The following is a 20857-nucleotide window of genomic DNA, read 5'->3' as shown; positions in this document are numbered from 1 at the left end:
TTTTTTCTTTGTGCCCTGTCATGGCTAAGTAGGAAGCGTGGGCCTAGAATCGGCTGGCTGTACAAGCCTTCCATCAATCGATTTTAGGAGAGTCGCAATGTCATTACTCGACAGTCTCGGCAGTCTGCTCGGTGGCAATCAGGAAGGGGGCGGCGGCTCGCTGGTTTCGGTGGCGGGCCAGTTGATCGAACGCGCCGGTGGCGTGCAAGGGTTGACCAATATGCTGCAGCAGCATGGCCTGGGCGATGCGGTGCAGTCATGGGTCGGTACCGGCGCCAACCAGCCGGTATCCGGTGAACAGTTGGGACAGGCGCTGCAAAATGGCGGCCTGGGCTCGGTAGTGCAGGAAGCGGCTGGCAAGATGGGCGTGGATCCGGGCCAGTTGCTGGGGCAGTTATCGCAGGTGCTGCCGCATGCGGTCGATCATCTGACGCCTGATGGCCAGGTGCCGCAGGCCGCTGCAGGTGGCGGCTTCGATATCGGTTCGCTGGCCGGGCTGGCCGGCAAGTTGTTCGGCAAGTAAGGCCGCCCGAGCATAGCCATAAACGCGTCGGCGGGGCGCAAGGCCCCGCCGACGTAGTCGATTATGTCGACGAAGAGTCCGTCGGTTATGACGACGAAGAGCGTGTAGCGAAGTGATAGATCGCTAGCAAAATAGCTGCACCGCCGATCGATCCGAGAAAATGCACCAGACCGCTCTCCCCCCACAAGTGCAGCTTTTCACCCACGAAGGTCGATAGCAGGGAGCCGGCAATACCCAAAATGGCTGTAATGATAAAGCCGCCTGGATCTTTGCCTGGCATGAACATCTTGGCGATGAGACCGACCACCAGACCAACAATAAATACCCAGAGCCAATGCATATCCGTGTGTCCTCTACGAGAGTGAGTGAGATTCCCCTGAGCACAATTGAGTCCGCATCCGGCTGACTCCCTGCCTTGCTAAAAGACAGTGTGTGCATCATGCATGTAAGGCCGGGAATATGCATCCGTTCTTGCTGGCGCAAGCTTTTGCGGCTGTGGCGGTCGGCAGCGCGATGCGGCAGCGCCACATGCTAAAATCCGGCGGGTTTGCTGTGCCACTCCCCCTCTGAGGAAACCATGCCCCAGCTCGCCCAGCGTATCGGCCGCGCCAAACCCAGCGCGATCATGCTCATTGCCGAAAAGGCCAAGCAGCTCAAGGCTGCCGGTCGCGACATCATCAGTTTTTCCATCGGCGTACCCAATTTCCTACCTGGCGAGCATGTTTATGCTGCGGCGCGCGAAGCGCTTTCGCATGACTCCGGCCAGTACGGTAGCAACCGCGGCGCAGAGCCGTTGCTGGATGCGTTTCTCAAACACATCGAGGCACTGGGTCTTACCGGTTATGGCCGTCTGAATCTTTCCATTGGCATCGGCGCCAAACAGGTGTTGTACAACCTGGCCGAGGCCTTGCTGGACGAGGGCGACGAGATTTGTTTTCCGGCGCCGTATTGGACGACGTATCACGATATCGCCGACATCGTAGGCGCCAAGGTCAACGTGTTGCCGTGCGGTGCCGAGCAGAACTACAAGCTCACCGCGGCGCAGTTGGATGCTGCCTTGGCGCGCAAGCCCAAGCTGTTTTTGTTCAACAACCCGAACAACCCGACCGGCATGGTCTATTCGCGCGAGGAGATCGCCGCGCTGGCCGAGGTATTGGTGAAATATCCCGATACCTGGATCGTTACCGACGATATCTACAATTCGATGGTGTTCGACGGCATCGGTTATCACAATTTTGTACAGGCCAGGCCGGAGCTGCGCGAGCGGTTGATCTTTGTCGACTCGGTATCGAAAACCTACGGCATGCCAGGCTGGCGCGTGGGCATGATTGCCGGCCCCGAATCGGTGGCTAAAGCGATCACCACGCTGAACTCCAATCACATCACCAGCGTGCCCGAGGTCATCACCGCCGCGGCCGTCGCCGCGTTCGCCGGTCCGCAGGATATGCCGCAGGCAAAGTGCGCTGAGTTCGCCGGCAAGCGCGACACCGTGGTCGCTGCCTTGCGTGCGATTCCCGGCGTTATCTGCCCGCGTCCGCAGGGTGCGTTCTATGCGTTCCCTGATATCTCGGTGGCGTTCGGCAAAAGCCACAACGGCAATAAGATCGAAAACGATGTGCAGTTTTGCGCCGCTTTGCTAGAAGCCAAGGGCGTAGCCTGCGTACCCGGCTCGGCCTTCGGCGAACCGCGTGCGCTGCGCATTTCTTACACCTGCCCCACGGCGCAGTTGGCGCCGGGACTTGCTCGCATGGCTGAATTCTTTGCCGAGCTGAGTTGATTAAGGCATCGGCCCGCATCGTCAGATGCCGGGCCGATGCTCTGCGTTACGCACCCCATTTATGCACCCCCAAGGAGTTGCCACGATGAAAGCCCCCGTTCGAGTTGCTGTGACCGGTGCTGCCGGCCAGATCGGTTACGCCCTGCTGTTTCGCATTGCTGCCGGCGACATGCTCGGTAAAGACCAGCCGGTGATCCTGCATCTGCTGGAAATCACCCCGGCACTGCCTGCCTTGCAGGGCGTGGTCATGGAGCTCAACGATTGCGCGTTCCCGACGCTGGCCGGCGTGGTCGCCACCGACGACGTCAATACCGCCTTCAAGGATGTCGACTACGCCTTGCTGGTTGGTGCGCGTCCGCGCGGCCCAGGCATGGAGCGCAAAGATCTGCTGGAAGCCAACGGTGCGATTTTCGCCCCACAGGGCAAAGCCTTGAACGACCACGCCAAGCGTGACGTCAAAGTGCTGGTCGTCGGCAACCCGGCCAACACCAATGCGCTGATCGCTCAGCAAAGCGCGCCGGATCTGGATCCGAACTGCTTCACCGCCATGGTTCGCCTCGACCACAACCGCGCACTGTCGCAGTTGGCCGAGAAAACCGGTTCGCACACCACCGATATCAAGAAAGTCACCATCTGGGGCAACCATAGCTCCACCCAGTACCCGGACCTGCATCAGGCTACGGTGAAGGGCCAGAGCGCGCTCGAACTGGTTGACCAGAATTGGTATGCCAACGATTTCATCCCGACCGTGCAGCAGCGCGGTGCAGCCATCATCAAGGCACGCGGCGCTTCTTCGGCGGCATCGGCAGCTTCGGCGGCCATCGACCATATGCGCACTTGGGCATTGGGCACCGCTGAAGGCGACTGGGCTTCGATGGGCATTCCGTCCGATGGCTCCTACGGCATCGCTCCGGGCGTGATCTACGGCTACCCGGTCACCGTGAAGAACGGCAAGTACGAAATCGTGCAGGGCCTGGCCATCAACGATTTCTCGCGCGCCCGCATGGATGCCACCGACAAGGAGCTGCGCGAAGAGCGCGCCGGCGTCGAGCACCTGTTCGCCAAGTAAGTCATTGCTAATCGCCTCGGCTGTCGTCACTGCGACGGCAGTCGAGAGTGGCGATATCCCGCTCTCGGCTAGAGAGGCAGGGCGTGGCTATTCCAGTTGATACGAGAAGCTGAGGTTGTAGCGCGGATGCCGGCCGCTGCTGTTCAGTGGCAGCGTACCCACCGGCTGAGCTGCTGAGAAATCGACCGTATAGTGCTTGCCGTCAGTCAGGCGCATGCCTAATGCAATCGTCTTCAACTCATCGAATGTGGGCTGGCCGCTATTTTGATACACCCTCGCAAATTGCGCGACGGTGTATGGCGTCAAGGTTTTTAGCCATTTTGCCGGATAGGTGAAGGGCCGATTGACCTCGAGCGCTGCGCCCCAGCCACTGTCGCCGGACACGCTGCCCGGATCGTAGGCCAGGCCAAAACGCGGGCCGCCGAAACTGATTTGCTCACTCGATGGCAGCCTATTGTTGCTGTATTGGCCGATAAGGCTGGCGACGGTGCCGATGTGCGCTCCCCATGTGTTGCCCTGCAGTGCGCTCACGTTGTAGCGCGTGAAGCGGGTGTCAGTTGCTGCGCTCAAATTGGTGCCGGGAATATTGCTGACGGTGTTGGTGCCGGCGCCCCATATATCAAAGCCGTGGCTGATGCCGAAGCTGAATTTTCGTACTTGCTTGGCACTGGCCTGGGTGTAGTCGAGCCCGGCTTGCAGCACGCGCAGCTTGGTTTTGAATTGCAGCGAGGCGCCGTTGATCTTGTTGAGATAGCTATCGTTCTGATTCGAGGCGTAAGCGCTGGCATTGACCAGTAAGCTGCGCGACGGGCTGAGCCATAGCGGATAGCTGACATTGAGCGCGAGCCGGTCTTGCGTGAGGCGATGGCGCAGGTAGGAGGGGAGTTGCGTACTGATGTCGGGGTTGCCGTAAAAATGCGAACCGTCCAATTTGCCGATCAAGCCGGATGATCCGAGCATCTGCGAATAACCGGCGGCGTAGAACTCCTGCGATACGTGGCCTTGCGGATAAATAACCGATGCGGTGATTTGCTCGCCTAGCGGAGTCAGCCCGTTCAGCATGCCATTGAGCAACCCTTGAATGCCGGGATGATTGAAGTCGATACCGGCGCTGGAATTGAAGCGCTTGCGAGTGACTTGCAGTTCCAGCCGGGTAGCGCCATCGGTAGTGGTCGGTACCGGCACATTGGCCGCTATCTTTGCACCCGGCAGCATGCCGAGTACTTGGATATAGCGCTCGAACGTGGCTTTGCGCAGCGGGCGGTCCGCCGTGATATGGCTTGCGATGGCGTTGATCTTCTTGCTTAGCGAGCCGGCGTCACCGCTGACCACGACTTCGGCGACATAGCCTTCGACGACGGTGACATTGACCACGCCGTTGTCAAAGGTTTGCGCTGGCACATAGCAGAAGGACAGCGCGTAGCCGTGCTGCTGATAGAGCTTGCTGCATGCGTCTGCGGCAGCGACCAGATCGGCGATTCGTACCGTTTTTCCAGTCAGTGGTTTAAACAGTGCGGAGACTTCATCGAAGGGAATGGAATGTGCGCCGACAATATTGATGTGCGATGGCGTGAGTGTGATGGCCAGCAGGGTGGCAAGCTGGGTGTTCTGCTGTTGCTGCTGCACGTTGAAGGTGATGTTTGGCGCTGCCTTGGGTGTTTCCACTTGAGGCAGGTTTTGCACCGGATTGGCTACTTGTTGCCGTGCTTGGCCCCAGGCGCTGGTGGCGGTGGTCGCGGCCAACACTAAACCCAACCATTTCCTCATATTTGCTTAGCTCCCGTACGTCCTTCGGTGCAGGTGCCTGGAGCTGCCGTGCCGTTATCGCTGCAAGCAGTCGCGACACCGATCGAGCTTCTCCATCGATAGCCAGCCCATAAAATGAGGCGGCCATTACGGCCGCCTCATGGGGTACTGCTCTTATTTCTTATGGTTGGGTAAGAGGCCGCCAAGTAAGCCGCCCGATTCCCCTGTACCGGTGCCGCCACCTGCGCTACCAGTGAGGCCACCAGTAAGGCCGCCGGTCAGGCCACCTACTAACCCACCCAGTCCTGCCGTCCCTGACCCTGTTGCTCCAGCCCCTGCTCCTGAGACAGCTCCAGTTAGGCTGTTAACCAGATTGCTGACAGGTTGCAAAACGTTCTTCAGCGGATCGGTGGAGCCACCTGCGGCGCCACCACCCGTAAGGCCGCCAGTAAGACCACCGGTGAGCCCGCCCGTCAGGCCACCCACGCCACTCGGTCCAGAGGTGGCATTGGCTACGGCGTTGACGAGATTGTTGGCCACTTGCGTGACGGGACTCAGCGCACCGCCGTTGACGGCGCCGTTTACGTTGCTCACTAAGCCGGTCACCGTACTGCCTGTTGTACTGACTACCGAGGTAAGCGTACTGGTGAGAGGGTTGAGCGGCGCCAATGGACCGCTGCCGAGCAGGCCGCCGACGGCGCCGTTGACCGTACTGGTCGTCTGATTCACCAAGCCATTCGCGCCACCGCTTACGCCAGCAACCGTGACTCCGACCGGGTTGCTGCTAGTGCCGGCTTGGCCCAGGCCGCTAGTGATGCCCGTGCCGACTGTGCTGACCGCTCCGCCGACGCCTTGCAAGGTTGTGCCGAGTAACTGACCGGCTGGTCCACCCGCGCCCGGCAACGAGGTGCCGGTCAATTGCGTACCGAGACCGCTCACCAAACCGCCGACGCCGGTGGTGGCCGCACCTGCCACCTGCGACGTGGTCGCCACCAGATTGGACGATGCGCCAGTGCCTCCAGGGCCGTTTTGGCCAAGTGTGGCAATCGGCGTTATGACATTGCTCAGCAGTTGAGTGACCGATGCCACCGGGCCTGTATTGACCAGATTTCCCAGCGTTCCCATGCTGGTCGTACTTACAGTTTGACCTACGTTGGATACGAGACCGCCCAGCGCTGAAGTGATCGGTGCAATCGGCGAGCCTTGGAACGCGCCTAGCGCAGTGACCGTCTGGCCTACCGCCGAAACGGTGCCGCCAACTTCGGTCACTGCCGGAACCAGTCCGGCTGCAGTGACGCCGACCGGATTGGAGATGTTGCCGACTTGCCCCAGACCGTTGGTAATGCCGCCGCCGGCGAAACTCACGGAATCGCCCACTTCTTGGAGAACGGTGTTCAAGCCCTGGGTGACACCATTATTGCCACCGAGCAGGGCTTGACCGGGGATCTGCGCACCAATGCCGATGACTGTGCCGCCCACGCTGGAGACGATGTCGCCGGCGCCTGTAGCGACGGCGCCGACAACACCGCTTGGCGGAGGCGTGCCACTGCCTGTGCCGCCGCCGGTGCCACCACCACCCGTACCACCGCCACCTGTGCCACCGCCACCTGTGCCACCTGTGCCACCACCGCCCGTACCGCCGCCGCCCGTACCGCCACCACCCGTGCCGCCGCCACCAGCGCCTGAGCCTGAGCCTGAGCCTGAGCCGCTACCGGAGCCCGAACCACTTGAGCCTGAGCCGCTACCGGAACCCGAGCCGCTTGAGCCTGAGCCGCTACCAGCGCCTGAGCCAGTCGAGCCTGAGCCGCTACCAGAGCCCGAGCCACTTGAGCCAGAGCCCGAGCCGCTGCCGGAGCCGGCTCCACTCGGGCCTACGGTGCTGCCTGAGCCGACTGGCGATTTGAATGAGCTAGATCCTGAGCATGCCGTAATAGATACCGCGGCAGTTACGATGCAGGTTGCGAGCAAGGTCTTTCTGAGAACTTCACCTAAACGATGTTCGTTCATGACTGCCCCTCCAGTACCCACTACGTGGCCCAGCGAGCGTCCCATGATCTAAATGAAACAGACGCTGGGGATTGGCCTGCCTTTCGGCATGGCCATTATGTGATGCAATTAGCTAATTGACGCTGCTAATGCGAGCACGATCTGCGGCCGTAATTAGTATCCTCCTGTGCATTTGAATTATCTATACGCAAAAGTATGCTTTGTGTGATGGTTTCGGTTGATACTTTATTCGCAGTAATTTCGTATGATTCCAAGACCGTCGAGTCGTTGATGCTTACGAAATGACCCTGGATCAAGTCATATGATCCAGTCATCTTGATAATCAAGATGAGGGCTTGATCGGTGTGATTTTGAGCCGAAATAGCCATCGGGCAGTGTGGAAAATAGCCTGCTCTCGTACGTCCAAGAAACGATGGTGACCCTCTCAGGAAATTTCGGCATGGACCTGCGCGGCTATGTTGGCAGGAGAGAGCTTGCCGTATTCATTCGTGCGGCTAATGCAGGCAGTCACCATGATTTAAATAGTGATCGTCGGTATAAATGCAGTGATGCATGCGTGCTGACGATATAGTTTCGTGCCAAGACTGCAAGTGGATTCAGGGTCGGCTGTGCCGCCGTGGATGAATTTTCCTGGGCCGCCACCGATTCGACTGCCTCGATCTATTTATCACGATCCATGCAGGATGTTCGCAGTCGCTAATAACAGTGATGCCTGTGGTGCCAAACAAGGGTGTCCCGGCGACAGCCGGCTAAATGCCGTGGCGACCACGCAGGTGCCGTGAAAGAAACCTGCATGTCGATTTCCCTCTCGCTTATTCGTCTAGATACTGCTGGATAGTGTTTTCTGGCTATCGCGGAATGTTGGCCAAGATTATTCGCGCCGATAGTTTCGACTGTATCTGTCACAGGAAGAAGAGGGCGCTCCAAAGGCGGCTAGCCCGCTAGAGGCGAAGTGGCGCGCCCAAACTCTTCGAGTCGAAGGGAAACCATCTCAGCCAAGGAGTCGCGCGCGAGCGCGGCGTTTCTTTTTTTACGGGGTGTGCGCAGTCTCGTTGGAGATGCCGCACTGTCGTTTTAGCTGAGGAGTCGGACATGTTGAATCGTCTTCGTACCAAGCTGCTGATTACCGCCATGAGTCTTGCCGCCGCCAGCGCATGGGCGGGGCCGGCGAACGATGCCGCGATGGTCAGTCTTCATCACGCTACTTTGCTGCGCCAAGGCGACACGATAACGGGGCCGCTGTCCTCGTCGCAGCCCATGCATGTCGTCGTCGCGCTGAAGCCACGCAATCAAGATCAATTGGACGCCTATATGGCTTCCCCTGGATTCAAGCCGCTGACACCGGAGCAGTACGACGCGCAATACGCACCCACACCAGCGCAGGCCGAGGCAGTGGCCGATCACCTGCGTCGTGCCGGCTTGGTCGACGTGCGGATCGGACCCAGCCGGCTGATGGTGGAAGCTTCTGGCCGCGCCGATTCGGTGCAAGCGGCGTTTGCCACTCGGCTGGTGCAGGTGCACACGCATGACGGCCGCGATGCCTACGCCAATGCCAGCGACGTGCGCGTTCCCGCGGCACTGCAGGGCTCAGTGGCCGCTGTGCTGGGGATGCAGAATGTGCACAGGCTGCATACGTATGTCCGTACTGGGGCGAGCAGCGGAGCCGGGGCGGTCTTTGCGCATAACCCGACCGATTTTCCCGCCATCTACGGCGCACGCAGTCTGCCTGCCGCGACCTCGGTGACGCCGGGCATCATTACCGCCGGCGATATGACGGCAGCGCAAAGTCATCTGAAAACCTTCACTGCGATAAATGGCTTGCACAGTGTCAATGTGAAACTGGTCGGTCCCGGTAGTAGCGATACCAGCGGTGCTCCCGAGTGGGATCTGGACACTCAGGCGATCGTTGCGATGGGCGGTGTGCGGTCGCTGGTTTTGTATGACGGTGTGTCATTGAACGATCCCGATATCTACAGCGCGCTCTATCTTGCGCTCACTGATCGTGCCAATGCGCCGCCGATCATCAATGTGTCGTTGGGCGAATGCGAGAACGATGCGAGGGCGAGTGGCCTAGTCGCCAGCGACGTGCTCTTTCAGGCCGCGCAGGTTCAGGGCAGGACCTTCTCCGTGTCTACCGGCGACTTCGGTGCCGACGAGTGTTTCAATGGCGGCACCACGCCTGACTACCCGGCGACCTCGCCCTATGTACTTGCGGTTGGCGGCACCACGCTTTCGGCCGTACCGGTGCTCAATTTCTGGACTGGCGAAACGGTATGGAACGGAACGGGCGGCAGCCCTAGCACGTTCGAGCCGATACCGTCGTGGCAGCGCGGTGTTGCCGGGATCACCAACCAGACGTATCGCGGCGTGCCGGATATCGCATACGACGCGGATACTCATTCCGGGGCCTTGATCGTCACTGATAGCAGTGTGTTGGGATGGCCGGCGGGCGTGCCGGTGCTCGCACCGCTCGCCGGTACCAGTCTCGCCTCGCCGCTATTCGTCGGCGGCTGGGCGCGCATCATCCAAGCCAAGGGCTATAACCCGGGCTTCGCGCCGCCGATGCTATATACGCTTGCGCAAAGCCGCTTCTACACGACAGCGTTCCACGACATTACCGTCGGCAACAACATCAGCACCCCCGGCGGCGGCAATGGTTATTTCGCCGCGCCGGGCTGGGACTACACCACGGGCTGGGGCAGTCTGATCGTCGATCAGGCGGTTAATCACATCCCGTAGCGCAGCCTGCCATCGCTCCGGCTCCTCCCCTGCATGCAGCGGGAGGGGCCGACTGCCGGGACATGCTCTGGATCGGTGCTGACGCATAGATCTAAGGTCTAGTGCACGCGTTATGCGATGCTGGCTTAGTCTTGCTCTCATTACAGTCACAGGGTGTGCACATGCGTTACGAGGATTTCTATCGGCGCTCCATCGACGAGCCTGAGTTGTTCTGGGCCGAACAGGCGCGGCGAATTCATTGGGATACGCCGCCGCAGAAAATTCTCGATCAACCGCAGCCGCCGTTTCGGCGCTGGTTTGTCGGCGGCACGACCAACCTTTGCTACAACGCGATCGATCGCCATCTTGCGGAGCGCGGAGAACAGCTTGCGCTGGTGGCTATATCCACCGAGACCGGCATTACCCGCGAGATCACTTATCGCCAGCTATTTCGCGAAGTGAATACCTTTGCGGCCGTGCTGGTTTCATTAGGCGTGGGCAAGGGTGACCGCGTAGTGATTTATCTGCCGAACATCGCCGAAGCCGTATTCGCGATGTTGGCCTGCGCACGCATCGGTGCGATTCACTCGGTGGTCTTCGGCGGTTTTGCAGCACACAACTTGGCTTTGCGTATCGACGATGCGAAGCCCAGGTTGTTGATCGCGGCCGACGCCGGTATGCGTGGCGGCAAGGTGCTTCCTTACAAGCCGATGATCGATGCCGCATTGTCTGAGTCGATCCACCCGCCGCAACATGTGTTGATCGTCGATCGTGGGCTGGATGCGCAAATGACCCGCATCGAAGGGCGCGATCTGGATTACGCCGTATTGCGCGCGCAGCACGAAGGCGCGGCCGTGCCGGTGACCTGGTTGGAGGCGAATGAACCCAGCTATTTGCTCTACACCTCCGGCACCACCGGTAAGCCTAAAGGCATTCAACGCGATGTCGGTGGCTATGCGGTGGCCATGGCGATGTCGATCAGTACGGTGTTCGACATCGCGCCGGGACAGGTGATGTTTTCCACGTCGGATGTCGGTTGGGCGGTGGGGCATTCCTATAACGTTTATGGCCCGCTGATCGGCGGTGCTACGTCATTGCTCTACGAGGGTTTGCCGACTCGCCCCGATCCGGGTATTTGGTGGCGGCTTTGCGAGCGCTATGGCGTGCGCACCATGTTCTCTTCGCCGACCGGCATGCGTGTGTTGAAGCGGCAGGACGCGGCGTGGCTGAAAGCATCCGATCTGTCCACGCTCAAATGGTTGTTTCTTGCCGGTGAGCCTTTGGATGAGCCGACCGCGCATTGGCTTACCGATGGCCTGGGGGTGCCGGTGATCGACAATTATTGGCAAACCGAAACGGGTTGGCCTGCGATCACCCTGATGCCGGGGCTGGATTTGAAACCGCTGAAGTTCGGTTCGCCGGGCCTGCCCAGCCCTGGCTATCGCATGAAGGTTATCGACGAATCCACCGGCATCGAGCAACCACCTCATCAAAAAGGCGTGCTGGTGTTTGAGCCGCCGCTGCCACCGGGCTGCCTGACCACCGTATGGGGCGATGACCAGCGTTATCTCAGCAGTTATTTCGGGCATTTCAAGGAGCTTCTGTATAGCTCGCTGGATTGGGCCATTCGTGACGAGGACGGCTACATCACTATTCTTGGCCGCACTGACGATGTCATCAATGTGGCGGGCCATCGCCTTGGCACGCGCGAGATCGAGGAGTCGGTAGCTACCTGTCCCGCGGTGGCTGAAGCTGCTGTGGTCGGTGTGTACGACGAATTGAAAGGGCAGGTGCCCGTGGTGTTCGCTACGCTCAAGCAAGGTGTGGCTGAATCGCCGCACATCGTGGCGCAGGCGATGCGGCAGCGGGTGGTCGATCAGCTCGGTGGCGTCGCCAAACCCGCGCAGGTCTATCTCGTCAATGCATTGCCCAAGACCCGCTCAGGCAAACTGCTGCGGCGTTCATTGCAGGCGTTGATCCAACATACCGATCCCGGTGATTTGTCCACCTTGGATGATCCCGCTGCGCTGGACGAAGTGCGGCGAGCACTCGATCGCGGCCCTGATTAAGATCGCTTGACTCCGTAGGTGGCCGCTCTTGTCTACGTGGCGCTTGTACGAGGCGTCTGCGCATCGACTACGGTGGCAGTGACGATGTCGCTGCCGACGTTCACCGTAGTACGCAGCATGTCGAGGATGCGATCCACCCCAAGGACCAGGCCGATACCCTCGGGCGGCACGCCAAAGGTCGCCAGCAAGCCGGCGATCAAGGGCAGCGAACCGCCAGGGATACCGGCGACGGCAACCGCGCTCAATACCGACAACAGCATCAAGACACACTGCTGACTCAACGACAGATCGACGCCAAATGCTTGCGCAACGAACAGCACTACGCAGCCTTCAAATAGAGCTGTGCCGCTCATATTCATCGTTGCGCCCAGCGGCAGAACGAAACCGGAGGTGCTGGGCGCGAGCTTTAATTCATCGCGCGCGATGGCCAGCGAGGCGGGCAGGGAGGCGCTGCTGGAGCTAGTGGAGAAGGCGGTAATCAGCAGCGGCCGGATTTGCCGGAAGTAAGCCAACGGTTTGCGCTTGGTAAACAAGACCAGCCATAGCGACATAGTGCCGAACAAATGCAGGGCGAGCGCGAGCGTGCAGCCGACCACGAACACCGACAGCGTGAGCAAGATGCCGGTGCCGATTTTCACGATCACGCTATAAATCATCGCCGGCACCGCGTAGGGCGCCAGCCTGAGCGCAAAGCCGACAATGCCGGTCATCACTTCGCTCATCATGTCCAGCCCGGCCTGGAATTTCTGCCGCTTGTCTTCGCTCAATTGCGTGGCTGCCGCGCCGACGAGTATCGCGAACAGGATCAACGGCAATACATCGCCAAGCCTGTCGGTGCTCTGGCCCACGAACGCACCAAACAAATTGCGTGGCATGAACATCTCCACCAGGGTGGCGAAGCTCATCGATGGCTGTGTATGTTGCCGTTCGACCGTCTGGCTCGCATCGACGCCGAACTGTTGCATCAGTTGGCTTTTGTCATCGATCGGCAAGTGATGGCCGGGCTGCAGCAGATTCATCATGGCCAGGCCGATAATTACGGCGATGCTCATATTGGCGACGAACAATGCAAAGGTTCGCCCGGCCAAAGGGCCGAGCTTGTCGAGTCGGCCAAGTTGGGTAATGCCTGAAGCGAGCGAGGCGAAGACCAGGGGGATCACCACGAAGAACAGCATGCGCAGAAAAATTTGCCCGAAAGGATCGAGCACTGCGCCGGAAAACGCTTGCATGGTTTGCAGCGTGGCCGGATGGAATCGGCCGATACCCAGCGTCATCACTGCGGCGGCGATGCCGATGACCAGGCCCCAGAGAATGCGCGTAGCGAGTGGCTTCGATGTACTCATCGGTTGAATGTACGTGGCGAGGCGCACGGCGTCACGTATGTTTTTGCGATTGCTGCCATGCAGCACGGGCGTAAACCGCCCGGTGCGCTAAAATGCGCGTTTTTCACGGAGGTGATATGGCACAGCAAGCATCCCCGGGCGCGCGTTTTCGCGCTGCCGTTGCTGAGGAGCAGCCGTTGCAGGTGGTTGGCGCGATCACGGCTTATGCCGCGCGCATGGCGCAACGCAGTGGTTTCCGCGCGATTTATCTGTCCGGCGGTGGCGTCGCCGCCAACTCGCTGGGCATGCCGGACCTCGGCATCAGCACGATGGAAGACGTACTGACCGATATCCGCCGTATCACCGATGTCTGCGATCTGCCGTTGCTGGTCGATGTGGATACCGGCTGGGGCGGTGCGTTCAATATCGCCCGCACCGTGCGTTCGTTGATTAAGGCCGGTGCCGGTGCGCTGCATATCGAAGACCAGGTAGCCGCCAAGCGCTGTGGCCATCGGCCCGGCAAGGCGATCGTGCCGAAGGATGAAATGGTCGATCGGGTGAAGGCAGCGGTGGATGCGCGTCACGATCCGGGTTTCGTCATCATGGCCCGCACTGATGCCGTGGCGGTAGAAGGTATCGACGCTGCGATCGAGCGCGCGCTGGCCTGTGTCGAAGCGGGCGCCGACATGATTTTCCCCGAGGCGATCAACACGCTGGAACAGTATCGCCAGTTCAAGGCGGCGGTGAAGGTGCCGATCCTCGCCAACATCACCGAGTTCGGCCAGACCCCGCTGTTCACCCGCGATGAGTTGGCCAGCGCCGATGTCGACATCATTCTGTATTGCTGCGGCGCCTACCGCGCCATGAACAAGGCCGCACTCAATTTTTACGAGACGGTGCGTCGCGACGGCACGCAGAAGGCGGCCGTGCCGACCATGCAGACCCGCGAGGAGCTGTACGACTATCTCGGCTACCACACCTATGAGCAAAAGCTCGACGAACTGTTTGCTGGCGGCAAGGAAGGCTAAGCGCAGGCAAGGCTGCCTGCCTATGGCGGCCGTACTTTTTTGACTGGCGGCGCACGCTGACCTGGGTGCGCTGTTTCGCGGGTTAGACGGAGAAATCGCATGACTGAACAAGTTCTTCCCAAGGCCAAGAAATCGGTCGCCCTGTCTGGCGTGGCCGCGGGCAACACCGCACTGTGCACGGTTGGCCGTAGCGGCAACGATCTGCACTATCGCGGTTATGACATCCACGATCTGGCCGCCAAGGGCTGCTTCGAGGAGGTCGCGCATCTATTGGTGCACGGCGCACTGCCGAACTGGGCCGAGTTGAACGCTTACCGCGCCAAGCTCAAGCGTCTACGCGGTTTGCCGGCGCCGGTGAAGAGCGCGTTGGAGCTGCTGCCGGCCGCCACGCATCCGATGGATGTGATGCGCACTGGTTGCTCCGTGCTGGGTACCGTGCTGCCGGAGAAGGATGACCACAACGTCACCGGCGCGCGCGACATCGCCGACCGCCTGATGGCCAGCTTCGGCTCGATCTTGTTGTATTGGTACCACTTCAGCCATAACGGCAAGCGCATCGAAACCGAGACGGAGGACGACTCCATCGCCGGGCACTTCCTGCACTTGTTGCACGGCAAGAAACCAAGCGAATTGCATGCGCATGCGCTGGACAAGTCGCTGGTGCTGTACGCCGAGCACGAGTTCAATGCATCCACCTTCACGGCGCGGGTCATCGCCGGCACCGGTTCGGATATGTATTCGGCGATCACCGGCGCCATCGGCGCACTGCGCGGCCCCAAGCATGGCGGTGCGAACGAAGTGGCGATGGAAATCATCGCGCGCTATCGCAATGCAGCCGATGCCGAAGCGGATATTCGCGCTCGCGTCGAGCGCAAGGAAATCATCATCGGTTTTGGTCATCCGGTGTATACCGTGTCCGATCCGCGCAACGAGATCATCAAAGAGGTCTCGCGCAAGCTGTGCACCGATGGCGGCAACCCGACCTTGTTCGACGTTTCCGAGCGCATCGAAAAATCGATGTGGGATCTGAAAAAGATGTTCCCCAACCTCGATTGGTTCTCGGCAAGCGCGTATCACATGATGGGCGTGCCGACGGCGATGTTTACACCGTTGTTCGTGATCGCCCGTACCTCCGGTTGGAGTGCGCATGTGATTGAGCAGCGCGAAGACGGCAAGATCATCCGCCCCAGTGCAAACTACATCGGGCCGGAAGATTTGGCTTACGTGCCGATCGAAAAACGCTAAGACGAAATAGCGTCGATGTTAAAAGCCCTCGCCATGCGAGGGCTTTTTTTGTTTGGCGGTAATAGGTGTAACAACCCTGATATACACGGCGCCGTTTTTCGGTGCTATCGCAACGCGGTGCGGTAAGCGCATGAAAAATCACGCGCAATTGAGCCGGTCTTGACCATGACACGCGGGATCGCCTGAGCCGGGTGTAACGCGTATGAGGCACTTTTCCTGATCGACCGCTGCCCTGGTGCGATAGAGCGTGTTCGCCTGGCGCTGCAAGTTGCTGATTTTTCTCGTGTCGAAAAAGCGCGGCGGCTATGCGTGGGTTATGGCACGTATGTTGCGACATACGAGAGCGTTTCAGAGCAAGGCAGGCAGGGGATCATCGTATCGTTACAGGAGCACCCTCATGCGCAAGACTTTTCTTGTAACAGCTATTTGTCTCGGCTTGGGCTTCACACTTCCAGCCTTGGCGGATAACAACCAGACCGGAGGCGCTGGACCCAGCGCGCAGAATCATTCAAAAGCAGTGATTGATAGTTCCTCACAGGCAAATCAACGTAATAACTCCAGTTCCGGCAACGATCGCGGCAACAATGGCGATGCGTATGCCAACGGCCAGGGCAGTGCGTCTGCCAATAACGGTGGTGCGGCCTCGTCATCCATCACCAGTTCGTTCGATACCAGCAAAGCGGTCGCGGTGAGTCGGCTCGACGGTACCGTGACCAATGTCTATGTCCACGACATCGGCAACGTGGCCAAGAACTGGGGCAATGCCAACGGAGGTAATGGCGGATACGGTGGCGAAGGCTACGGTGGCGATGGCAAGGGCGGCCGCGGCGGATCGGGTGGCGAAGGTGGCAATGCTCGTGCGCACAGTGGCAGTGCCGGTGATGGCTCTGGCACCAACGGCGATTCGTTGGCCGGTAGCAGCGCGGTTGGCGGAGCAAGCAATGGAGATACCGGCAACGTGCATTCGCGCGCTCATCACGACAATTCCAGTTCGGGTAGCAGTGGCGCCGGTAGCTGGTCGGGTGGCGCGGCAAGCACAGGCGCGTCAGCGGCAACGGGCGGCACCGGCATGGGCCTGGGTGGCAGCAGTGGCGCGGCCGACAGTATGGCCGGCGCCGGCGGTGCCGGCGGCGCGGGTGCTGCCGGATCGGGTGGCAATGGCTCCGGCGGAGCCGGCGGTGCGGGTGCCGCGGGCGGAAGCGCGATGGCGGATGCCGGAACCTTCGATATGTCCAATCACATGGACAACGCTGCCGCAGCGGCAGCCGGTGTGACCGTGATCGCACAGAACAGCGGTATGGCTTCGCTGATTCAGCAGAGCGTGAATGTTCAGGCAAATCTGAATGTCGGTCATTGATTAGCAATCTCACGTCGCGGAGCGCTTAACGCTCCGCGACGGCTTGCGGCTGAGCGACTTGCGCGGCCGCGAGCTTCTTGGGAGTAGCGCCATGCGACCTATCAGACTTGCATTGGGCCTGGTCGTAACGTGGTCGGTTATCGCACCGTTCGACATTTTTGCCGTCGAATTACCCACTGCGATGGCTTATCCCGACACGCGTTCGCAATCACCCTTGGTGGCGAGCGCCAAGACGGCTGAATTGAATCGGCCAGGCTATGTCGATGGCATGGGCCAGAGCATCGATAGCCGCGTGCTGGACAAGCTCAGCGGCGGCAGCGATGTCAGCGAGCAGATGACGCTTACTGGCACGGTGAGCAACGACAACGCCGATCATGTCGTGACCGGTTTCAATTCGATTGGCGCAGGCTCGTTTAACGGTGCGGCAGGCGTGCCGATGGTGATCCAGAACACCGGCAACAACGTGTTGATCCAGAACGCCACCATTATCAATGTGCAGTTCAAGCCATGACTTGGCATCTGCCGTTACTGCTGTTACTCGCGGTCTTGCCGTCGACTTTGCCTGCTGTCGAGTTGACGGGCGTGCAGGGCGAGACCTATCGCCTGCATGTCACCAGTCTCAAGGAAGCCCGCTTTAAAAACACGATACGGCAGAAATACGATTTCAGTTGCGGCTCGGCTGCCGTGGCCACCTTGTTGACCTATCAATACGGCTATCCGGTCAACGAACAATTGGCTTTCGAGCAGATGTATTCGCATGGCGATCGCAAGAAAATCAATGCGGAAGGCTTCTCTCTGCTCGATATCAAGATGTACTTGCAGGCGATCGGCTTCGAGGCCGATGGCTTCCAGGTGCCGTTGGAAAAGCTGCAGCAGGAGCATCTGCCGGCCATCGTCTTGATCGACGAGAAGGGCTATCACCATTTTGTAGTGGTCAAGGGCATACAGGACGACCGCGTGTTATTGGGCGACCCCGCGCGAGGTACGCGCTCGGTGCCGCGCGAACGCTTCAACGCGGTATGGAAGAACGGGTTGGTGTTTGTGATTCACAACCACCGCGAACAGGCGGTTTTCAATAGCCCGAACGACTGGCGCGTGATGCCGACGGCTCCGCTGAGTTCGGTTATCGATCACCGTGGCCTGGACGGCATCACGCTGCCCAAGCGCGGGCCGAACGACATCTGATGCCATGACGACTTCGCGGCCAGCGCTGAAATACATCGGTCTATGCATCGTGCTGAGCATGGTGAGTTTGCGTGCGGTGGCAGCGGACACCTCGAATTACGGCATAGCGAGCTGGCCGGCCGTCAGCGATGCACGCCTGGATCTGACGCGTGGCGGCTTCGATTTCGGCAACGGGCTTGAGGCATCGCTGGGCATCGACCGCGTGGTGTACATCAACGGCAATCTGGTCACCAGCACGCATTTGAATATTTCCAACATGGGCGCCAACACCGGCTCCGATATCGGCCAGCTCAGCAGCATGCAAACCAGTGCGCTGGCAGTGGCCACCGGCACGGTCAATCTGGTGCAGAACGGGCCCGGCAACAGTTTCGATCCGTCGGCACTCAGCCATGCGGCCGCGTCTACGGTGATCCAGAACACGCTGGACCACCAGAACATCCAAAGCCTGACGACGCTCAATGTCGCGGTGAATACGCTCAATGCATTCCGCAGTCTCGGCTTGCAGGACAGCCTGCAATCGGCGCAGATCCACTCACTAGGACATTGACGATGCCCGTACACACGAGGTCCTATCGATCACGGATGCGCCTTTGTTCGTTGGGCTGCGCCAGCCTGGTACTGGTCAGCGGCGCGATGAATGCTCAGCAGGCGCCAGCACCGGACAATTCGAGCGAAGTATCGGCGCAGATCAAGCAGAAGGTGGTCGAGCAGGGCCAGCGACTGGATGCGATGCGCAGTCGATTGGCGAATCAGCTCGAAGAGATCGACGCCATGAAGCGGACGTTGGCGCAGCAGGAGGCCGAGTATCAGACGCTGCGGCATGCCGTCGGCATGGATGTGCTCGATCAGCAGCGCGGCGGCAACGCCAATGCAGCCGGTGCGAGGGCGTCGGCTTTACCCATGCCTGGTTCCGATCTATTGGCCGCCGCGGATACGACAGTAAAGCCGCCTCAACCCGTCGGGCAGGCACCACAGCACGATGAGCGGCCACCGGAGGTTGCGCCGATTTTCGATCAGCCAGGCGTTCTGACACCTCGGGGCAAGCTGGTGGTGGAGCCTTCCTATCAGTTCGGTTACTCCTCGGCTGATCGCGTCGCCCTGATCGGCTACACCGTTATTCCGGCGATTTTGATCGGCTTGATCGATGCGCGGCAGGTCAAGACGACGACCCAGACCGCTGCGGTCGCTGCGCGTTATGGCATTACCAATCGGCTGGAGGTCGAGTTGCGCGTGCCGTATGTCTACGGCCATACCGACACGATCAGTCGTGAGATCTTTACCGGCAGTGCGCAAGACAAAGTGTTTGGCTCCAGCGGACACGGTATCGGCGATGTGGAGGCCACAGCGCGTTATCAACTCAACAACGGCGGTGCCGACAAGCCGTATTACATCGCCTGGCTGCGTTTTAAATCGCGCACCGGTCGCGACCCGTTTGAAGTGGTTACCGACTGCGTCAATCGCTGCGTGCAGAACGCGACGGGTACGGGCCTGCCGTTGCAACTCCCCACTGGCTCGGGCTTTTACTCGATACAGCCGGGTGTGACCTGGCTGTATCCGTCTGATCCGGTCGTGTTCTTCGGCAACCTGAGTTATCTGCATAATTTTGCCCGCAGCAATGTCAGTCGCAACCTGGTGCTGGCGGGCAAGGAGTTTTTAGGGAAAGTGCAGGTGGGCGATGTCGTCGATGTCAGCGTAGGCATGGGGCTGGCGCTGAACGACAAAGCGTCTTTCAGCATCGGTTATGACCAGAGCTTCGTCGGCCTGACCAAGCAGAACGGCAAGACCGTAGCCGGTTCGGCGAAAAGCGTGCTCGGCACATTGCTGATCGGAGGCTCCTACCGCTTCAACGAAAAGCGCACGGTGAATTTCACCTTGGGCGTCGGGGTAACCCGCGACACGCCCGATGCAACGGTGACCGTGCGGGTGCCGATGATGTACTAACGCCCGTGCCGGGCTGCCTCAAGGCGTGATCGCCTGCACCTGTCTGCGCCGCCGCTGCATCAGCCAGCCGCCGCCGCAGATGGCGATCACGAACACGGCATCCATGACATAGCTTGCCCAGCCATGTGCTTCGAACCATGCCGTAACCAGAGGGTCGTGAGCGATCATGCGTGCCGCGGTCCAGGCAATAGCGCCCGCGCCGATATAGACGATGACGGGAAAGCGCTCGATCAGTTTCAATATCAGGGTGGAGCCCCACACCACCAAGGGGACGCTGATGACCAGGCCGATGATGACCAGGCCCATATGGCCGCCCGATGCCCCGGCAATGGCCAATACATTGTCCATGCCCATCAGGGCGTCGGCGACGATGATCGTGCGCAGCGCCATCCAAAAACTGCCTGCCGCGCTGATTTCGTGGGCATCGTTGTCGGACTTGAGCAACTTCCAGGCAATCGGCAATAGCACTAACCCGCCAGCCAGCATCAAGCCGGGCAGCTTCAGCAAATAGACGACTACACCCGTCAAGGCGACGCGAACCGCGATCGCGCCGAAGGTGCCCCAGAACACGGCCTTCTTTTGCAGCGACTTGGGTAGATTGCGCGCGGCCATCGCGATGACGATGGCGTTATCGCCCGCCAACACCAGGTCGAGCAGGACGATAGCCAGAAGGCCAGAGAGAAAATCGGTGCCAAGCAGTTCCATGCGGGTTCCTAGTGCGCGCCGGACTCATGCAGAAACGACGGACGCGCGCGGCCCGTCGTTTCCACAAAAGTCTCGTTCGCAGCGCGTTGCCGCCGCGATGACCGGAGCGATACCTCGCTCGTGATGACGATCACCGCACAGATATGCAGGGCATATCCAGAACTA

The 20857-nt window shown here is 60.0% G+C and carries 17 protein-coding genes; 12 read left to right on the top strand and 5 right to left on the bottom strand.

The window, feature by feature from the left end; translation table 11 throughout:
• Positions 1 to 97 precede the first annotated feature (97 nt).
• On the top strand, positions 98 to 523 hold the full coding sequence (locus DVJ77_RS02750) for a YidB family protein (RefSeq protein WP_114843903.1): 426 nt from the start codon (positions 98 to 100) through the stop codon (positions 521 to 523).
• 85 nt (positions 524 to 608) lie between these two features.
• Here the strand turns inward: DVJ77_RS02750 and DVJ77_RS02745 are convergent, their stop codons facing one another.
• Positions 609 to 863: a GlsB/YeaQ/YmgE family stress response membrane protein gene (locus DVJ77_RS02745; protein ID WP_114843902.1), complete on the bottom strand. Its 255-nt coding sequence runs from the start codon at positions 861 to 863 to the stop codon at positions 609 to 611.
• A 237-nt stretch (positions 864 to 1100) separates the two neighbouring features.
• Here DVJ77_RS02745 and DVJ77_RS02740 point away from each other — a divergent pair, with 237 nt between their 5' ends.
• Both DVJ77_RS02740 and DVJ77_RS02735 read left to right on the top strand, forming a co-directional pair.
• Positions 1101 to 2300 carry an aminotransferase class I/II-fold pyridoxal phosphate-dependent enzyme gene (locus tag DVJ77_RS02740; RefSeq protein WP_114843901.1) on the top strand — a complete coding sequence of 400 codons (1200 nt, stop codon included), beginning with the start codon at positions 1101 to 1103 and terminating at the stop codon, positions 2298 to 2300.
• 85 nt (positions 2301 to 2385) lie between these two features.
• On the top strand, positions 2386 to 3369 hold the full coding sequence (locus DVJ77_RS02735) for a malate dehydrogenase (RefSeq protein ID WP_114843900.1): 984 nt from the start codon (positions 2386 to 2388) through the stop codon (positions 3367 to 3369).
• An 87-nt stretch (positions 3370 to 3456) separates the two neighbouring features.
• Here the strand turns inward: DVJ77_RS02735 and DVJ77_RS02730 are convergent, their stop codons facing one another.
• Together DVJ77_RS02730 and DVJ77_RS02725 are read right to left on the bottom strand one after the other, a co-directional pair.
• Complete coding sequence (locus tag DVJ77_RS02730) at positions 3457 to 5136, bottom strand: ShlB/FhaC/HecB family hemolysin secretion/activation protein (protein WP_114843899.1); 1680 nt, start codon at positions 5134 to 5136, stop codon at positions 3457 to 3459.
• 153 nt (positions 5137 to 5289) lie between these two features.
• Positions 5290 to 7122: a collagen-like triple helix repeat-containing protein gene (locus tag DVJ77_RS02725; protein ID WP_114843898.1), complete on the bottom strand. Its 1833-nt coding sequence runs from the start codon at positions 7120 to 7122 to the stop codon at positions 5290 to 5292.
• A 1092-nt stretch (positions 7123 to 8214) separates the two neighbouring features.
• Here DVJ77_RS02725 and DVJ77_RS02720 point away from each other — a divergent pair.
• Complete coding sequence (locus tag DVJ77_RS02720; protein WP_114843897.1) at positions 8215 to 9861, top strand: S53 family peptidase; 1647 nt, start codon at positions 8215 to 8217, stop codon at positions 9859 to 9861.
• A 161-nt stretch (positions 9862 to 10022) separates the two neighbouring features.
• Positions 10023 to 11909: a propionate--CoA ligase gene (gene prpE, locus DVJ77_RS02715; RefSeq protein ID WP_114843896.1), complete on the top strand. Its 1887-nt coding sequence runs from the start codon at positions 10023 to 10025 to the stop codon at positions 11907 to 11909.
• A gap of 32 nt (positions 11910 to 11941) precedes the next feature.
• Here the strand turns inward: prpE and DVJ77_RS02710 are convergent, their stop codons facing one another.
• The gene (locus DVJ77_RS02710; protein ID WP_114844213.1) at positions 11942 to 13252 is read right to left on the bottom strand and encodes a dicarboxylate/amino acid:cation symporter; all 1311 of its coding nucleotides are present in this window, start codon (positions 13250 to 13252) and stop codon (positions 11942 to 11944) included.
• Positions 13253 to 13368: 116 nt separating this feature from the next.
• Between DVJ77_RS02710 and prpB the strand changes: the two genes are divergently transcribed.
• The 7 genes from prpB (at position 13369) to DVJ77_RS02675 (ending at position 19987) form a co-directional block, all read left to right on the top strand.
• Positions 13369 to 14259 carry a methylisocitrate lyase gene (gene prpB / locus DVJ77_RS02705; RefSeq protein ID WP_114843895.1) on the top strand — a complete coding sequence of 297 codons (891 nt, stop codon included), beginning with the start codon at positions 13369 to 13371 and terminating at the stop codon, positions 14257 to 14259.
• Between the two features lie 99 nt (positions 14260 to 14358).
• The gene (prpC, locus tag DVJ77_RS02700; protein ID WP_114843894.1) at positions 14359 to 15504 is read left to right on the top strand and encodes a bifunctional 2-methylcitrate synthase/citrate synthase; all 1146 of its coding nucleotides are present in this window, start codon (positions 14359 to 14361) and stop codon (positions 15502 to 15504) included.
• A gap of 397 nt (positions 15505 to 15901) precedes the next feature.
• Positions 15902 to 16861, top strand: coding sequence for a hypothetical protein (locus tag DVJ77_RS02695; protein ID WP_114843893.1), 960 nt, complete (start codon positions 15902 to 15904; stop codon positions 16859 to 16861).
• A gap of 91 nt (positions 16862 to 16952) precedes the next feature.
• Entirely contained in the window at positions 16953 to 17372 is a 420-nt protein-coding gene (locus DVJ77_RS21360) for a hypothetical protein (RefSeq protein WP_225427741.1), read from the top strand.
• Positions 17369 to 18046, top strand: coding sequence for a C39 family peptidase (locus DVJ77_RS02685; RefSeq protein ID WP_114843892.1), 678 nt, complete (start codon positions 17369 to 17371; stop codon positions 18044 to 18046). The genes DVJ77_RS21360 and DVJ77_RS02685 overlap by 4 nt, the downstream gene beginning before the upstream one ends.
• Positions 18047 to 18050: 4 nt before the next feature.
• Positions 18051 to 18593, top strand: a complete 543-nt coding sequence (locus DVJ77_RS02680; protein WP_114843891.1) for a hypothetical protein — start codon at positions 18051 to 18053, stop codon at positions 18591 to 18593.
• 35 nt (positions 18594 to 18628) lie between these two features.
• Entirely contained in the window at positions 18629 to 19987 is a 1359-nt protein-coding gene (locus tag DVJ77_RS02675) for an acetate kinase (protein ID WP_114843890.1), read from the top strand.
• Positions 19988 to 20005: 18 nt separating this feature from the next.
• On the opposite strand, the gene DVJ77_RS02670 is transcribed toward DVJ77_RS02675, so the two are convergent.
• On the bottom strand, positions 20006 to 20692 hold the full coding sequence (locus DVJ77_RS02670) for a TerC family protein (RefSeq protein WP_114843889.1): 687 nt from the start codon (positions 20690 to 20692) through the stop codon (positions 20006 to 20008).
• Positions 20693 to 20857: the final 165 nt, after the last annotated feature.

The organism is Dyella tabacisoli, from assembly GCF_003350925.1.
Lineage (GTDB): Bacteria > Pseudomonadota > Gammaproteobacteria > Xanthomonadales > Rhodanobacteraceae > Dyella_C > Dyella_C tabacisoli.
Note: the sequence above shows the minus strand (reverse complement) of the source record. Positions and strands in the feature narration are given on the sequence as shown.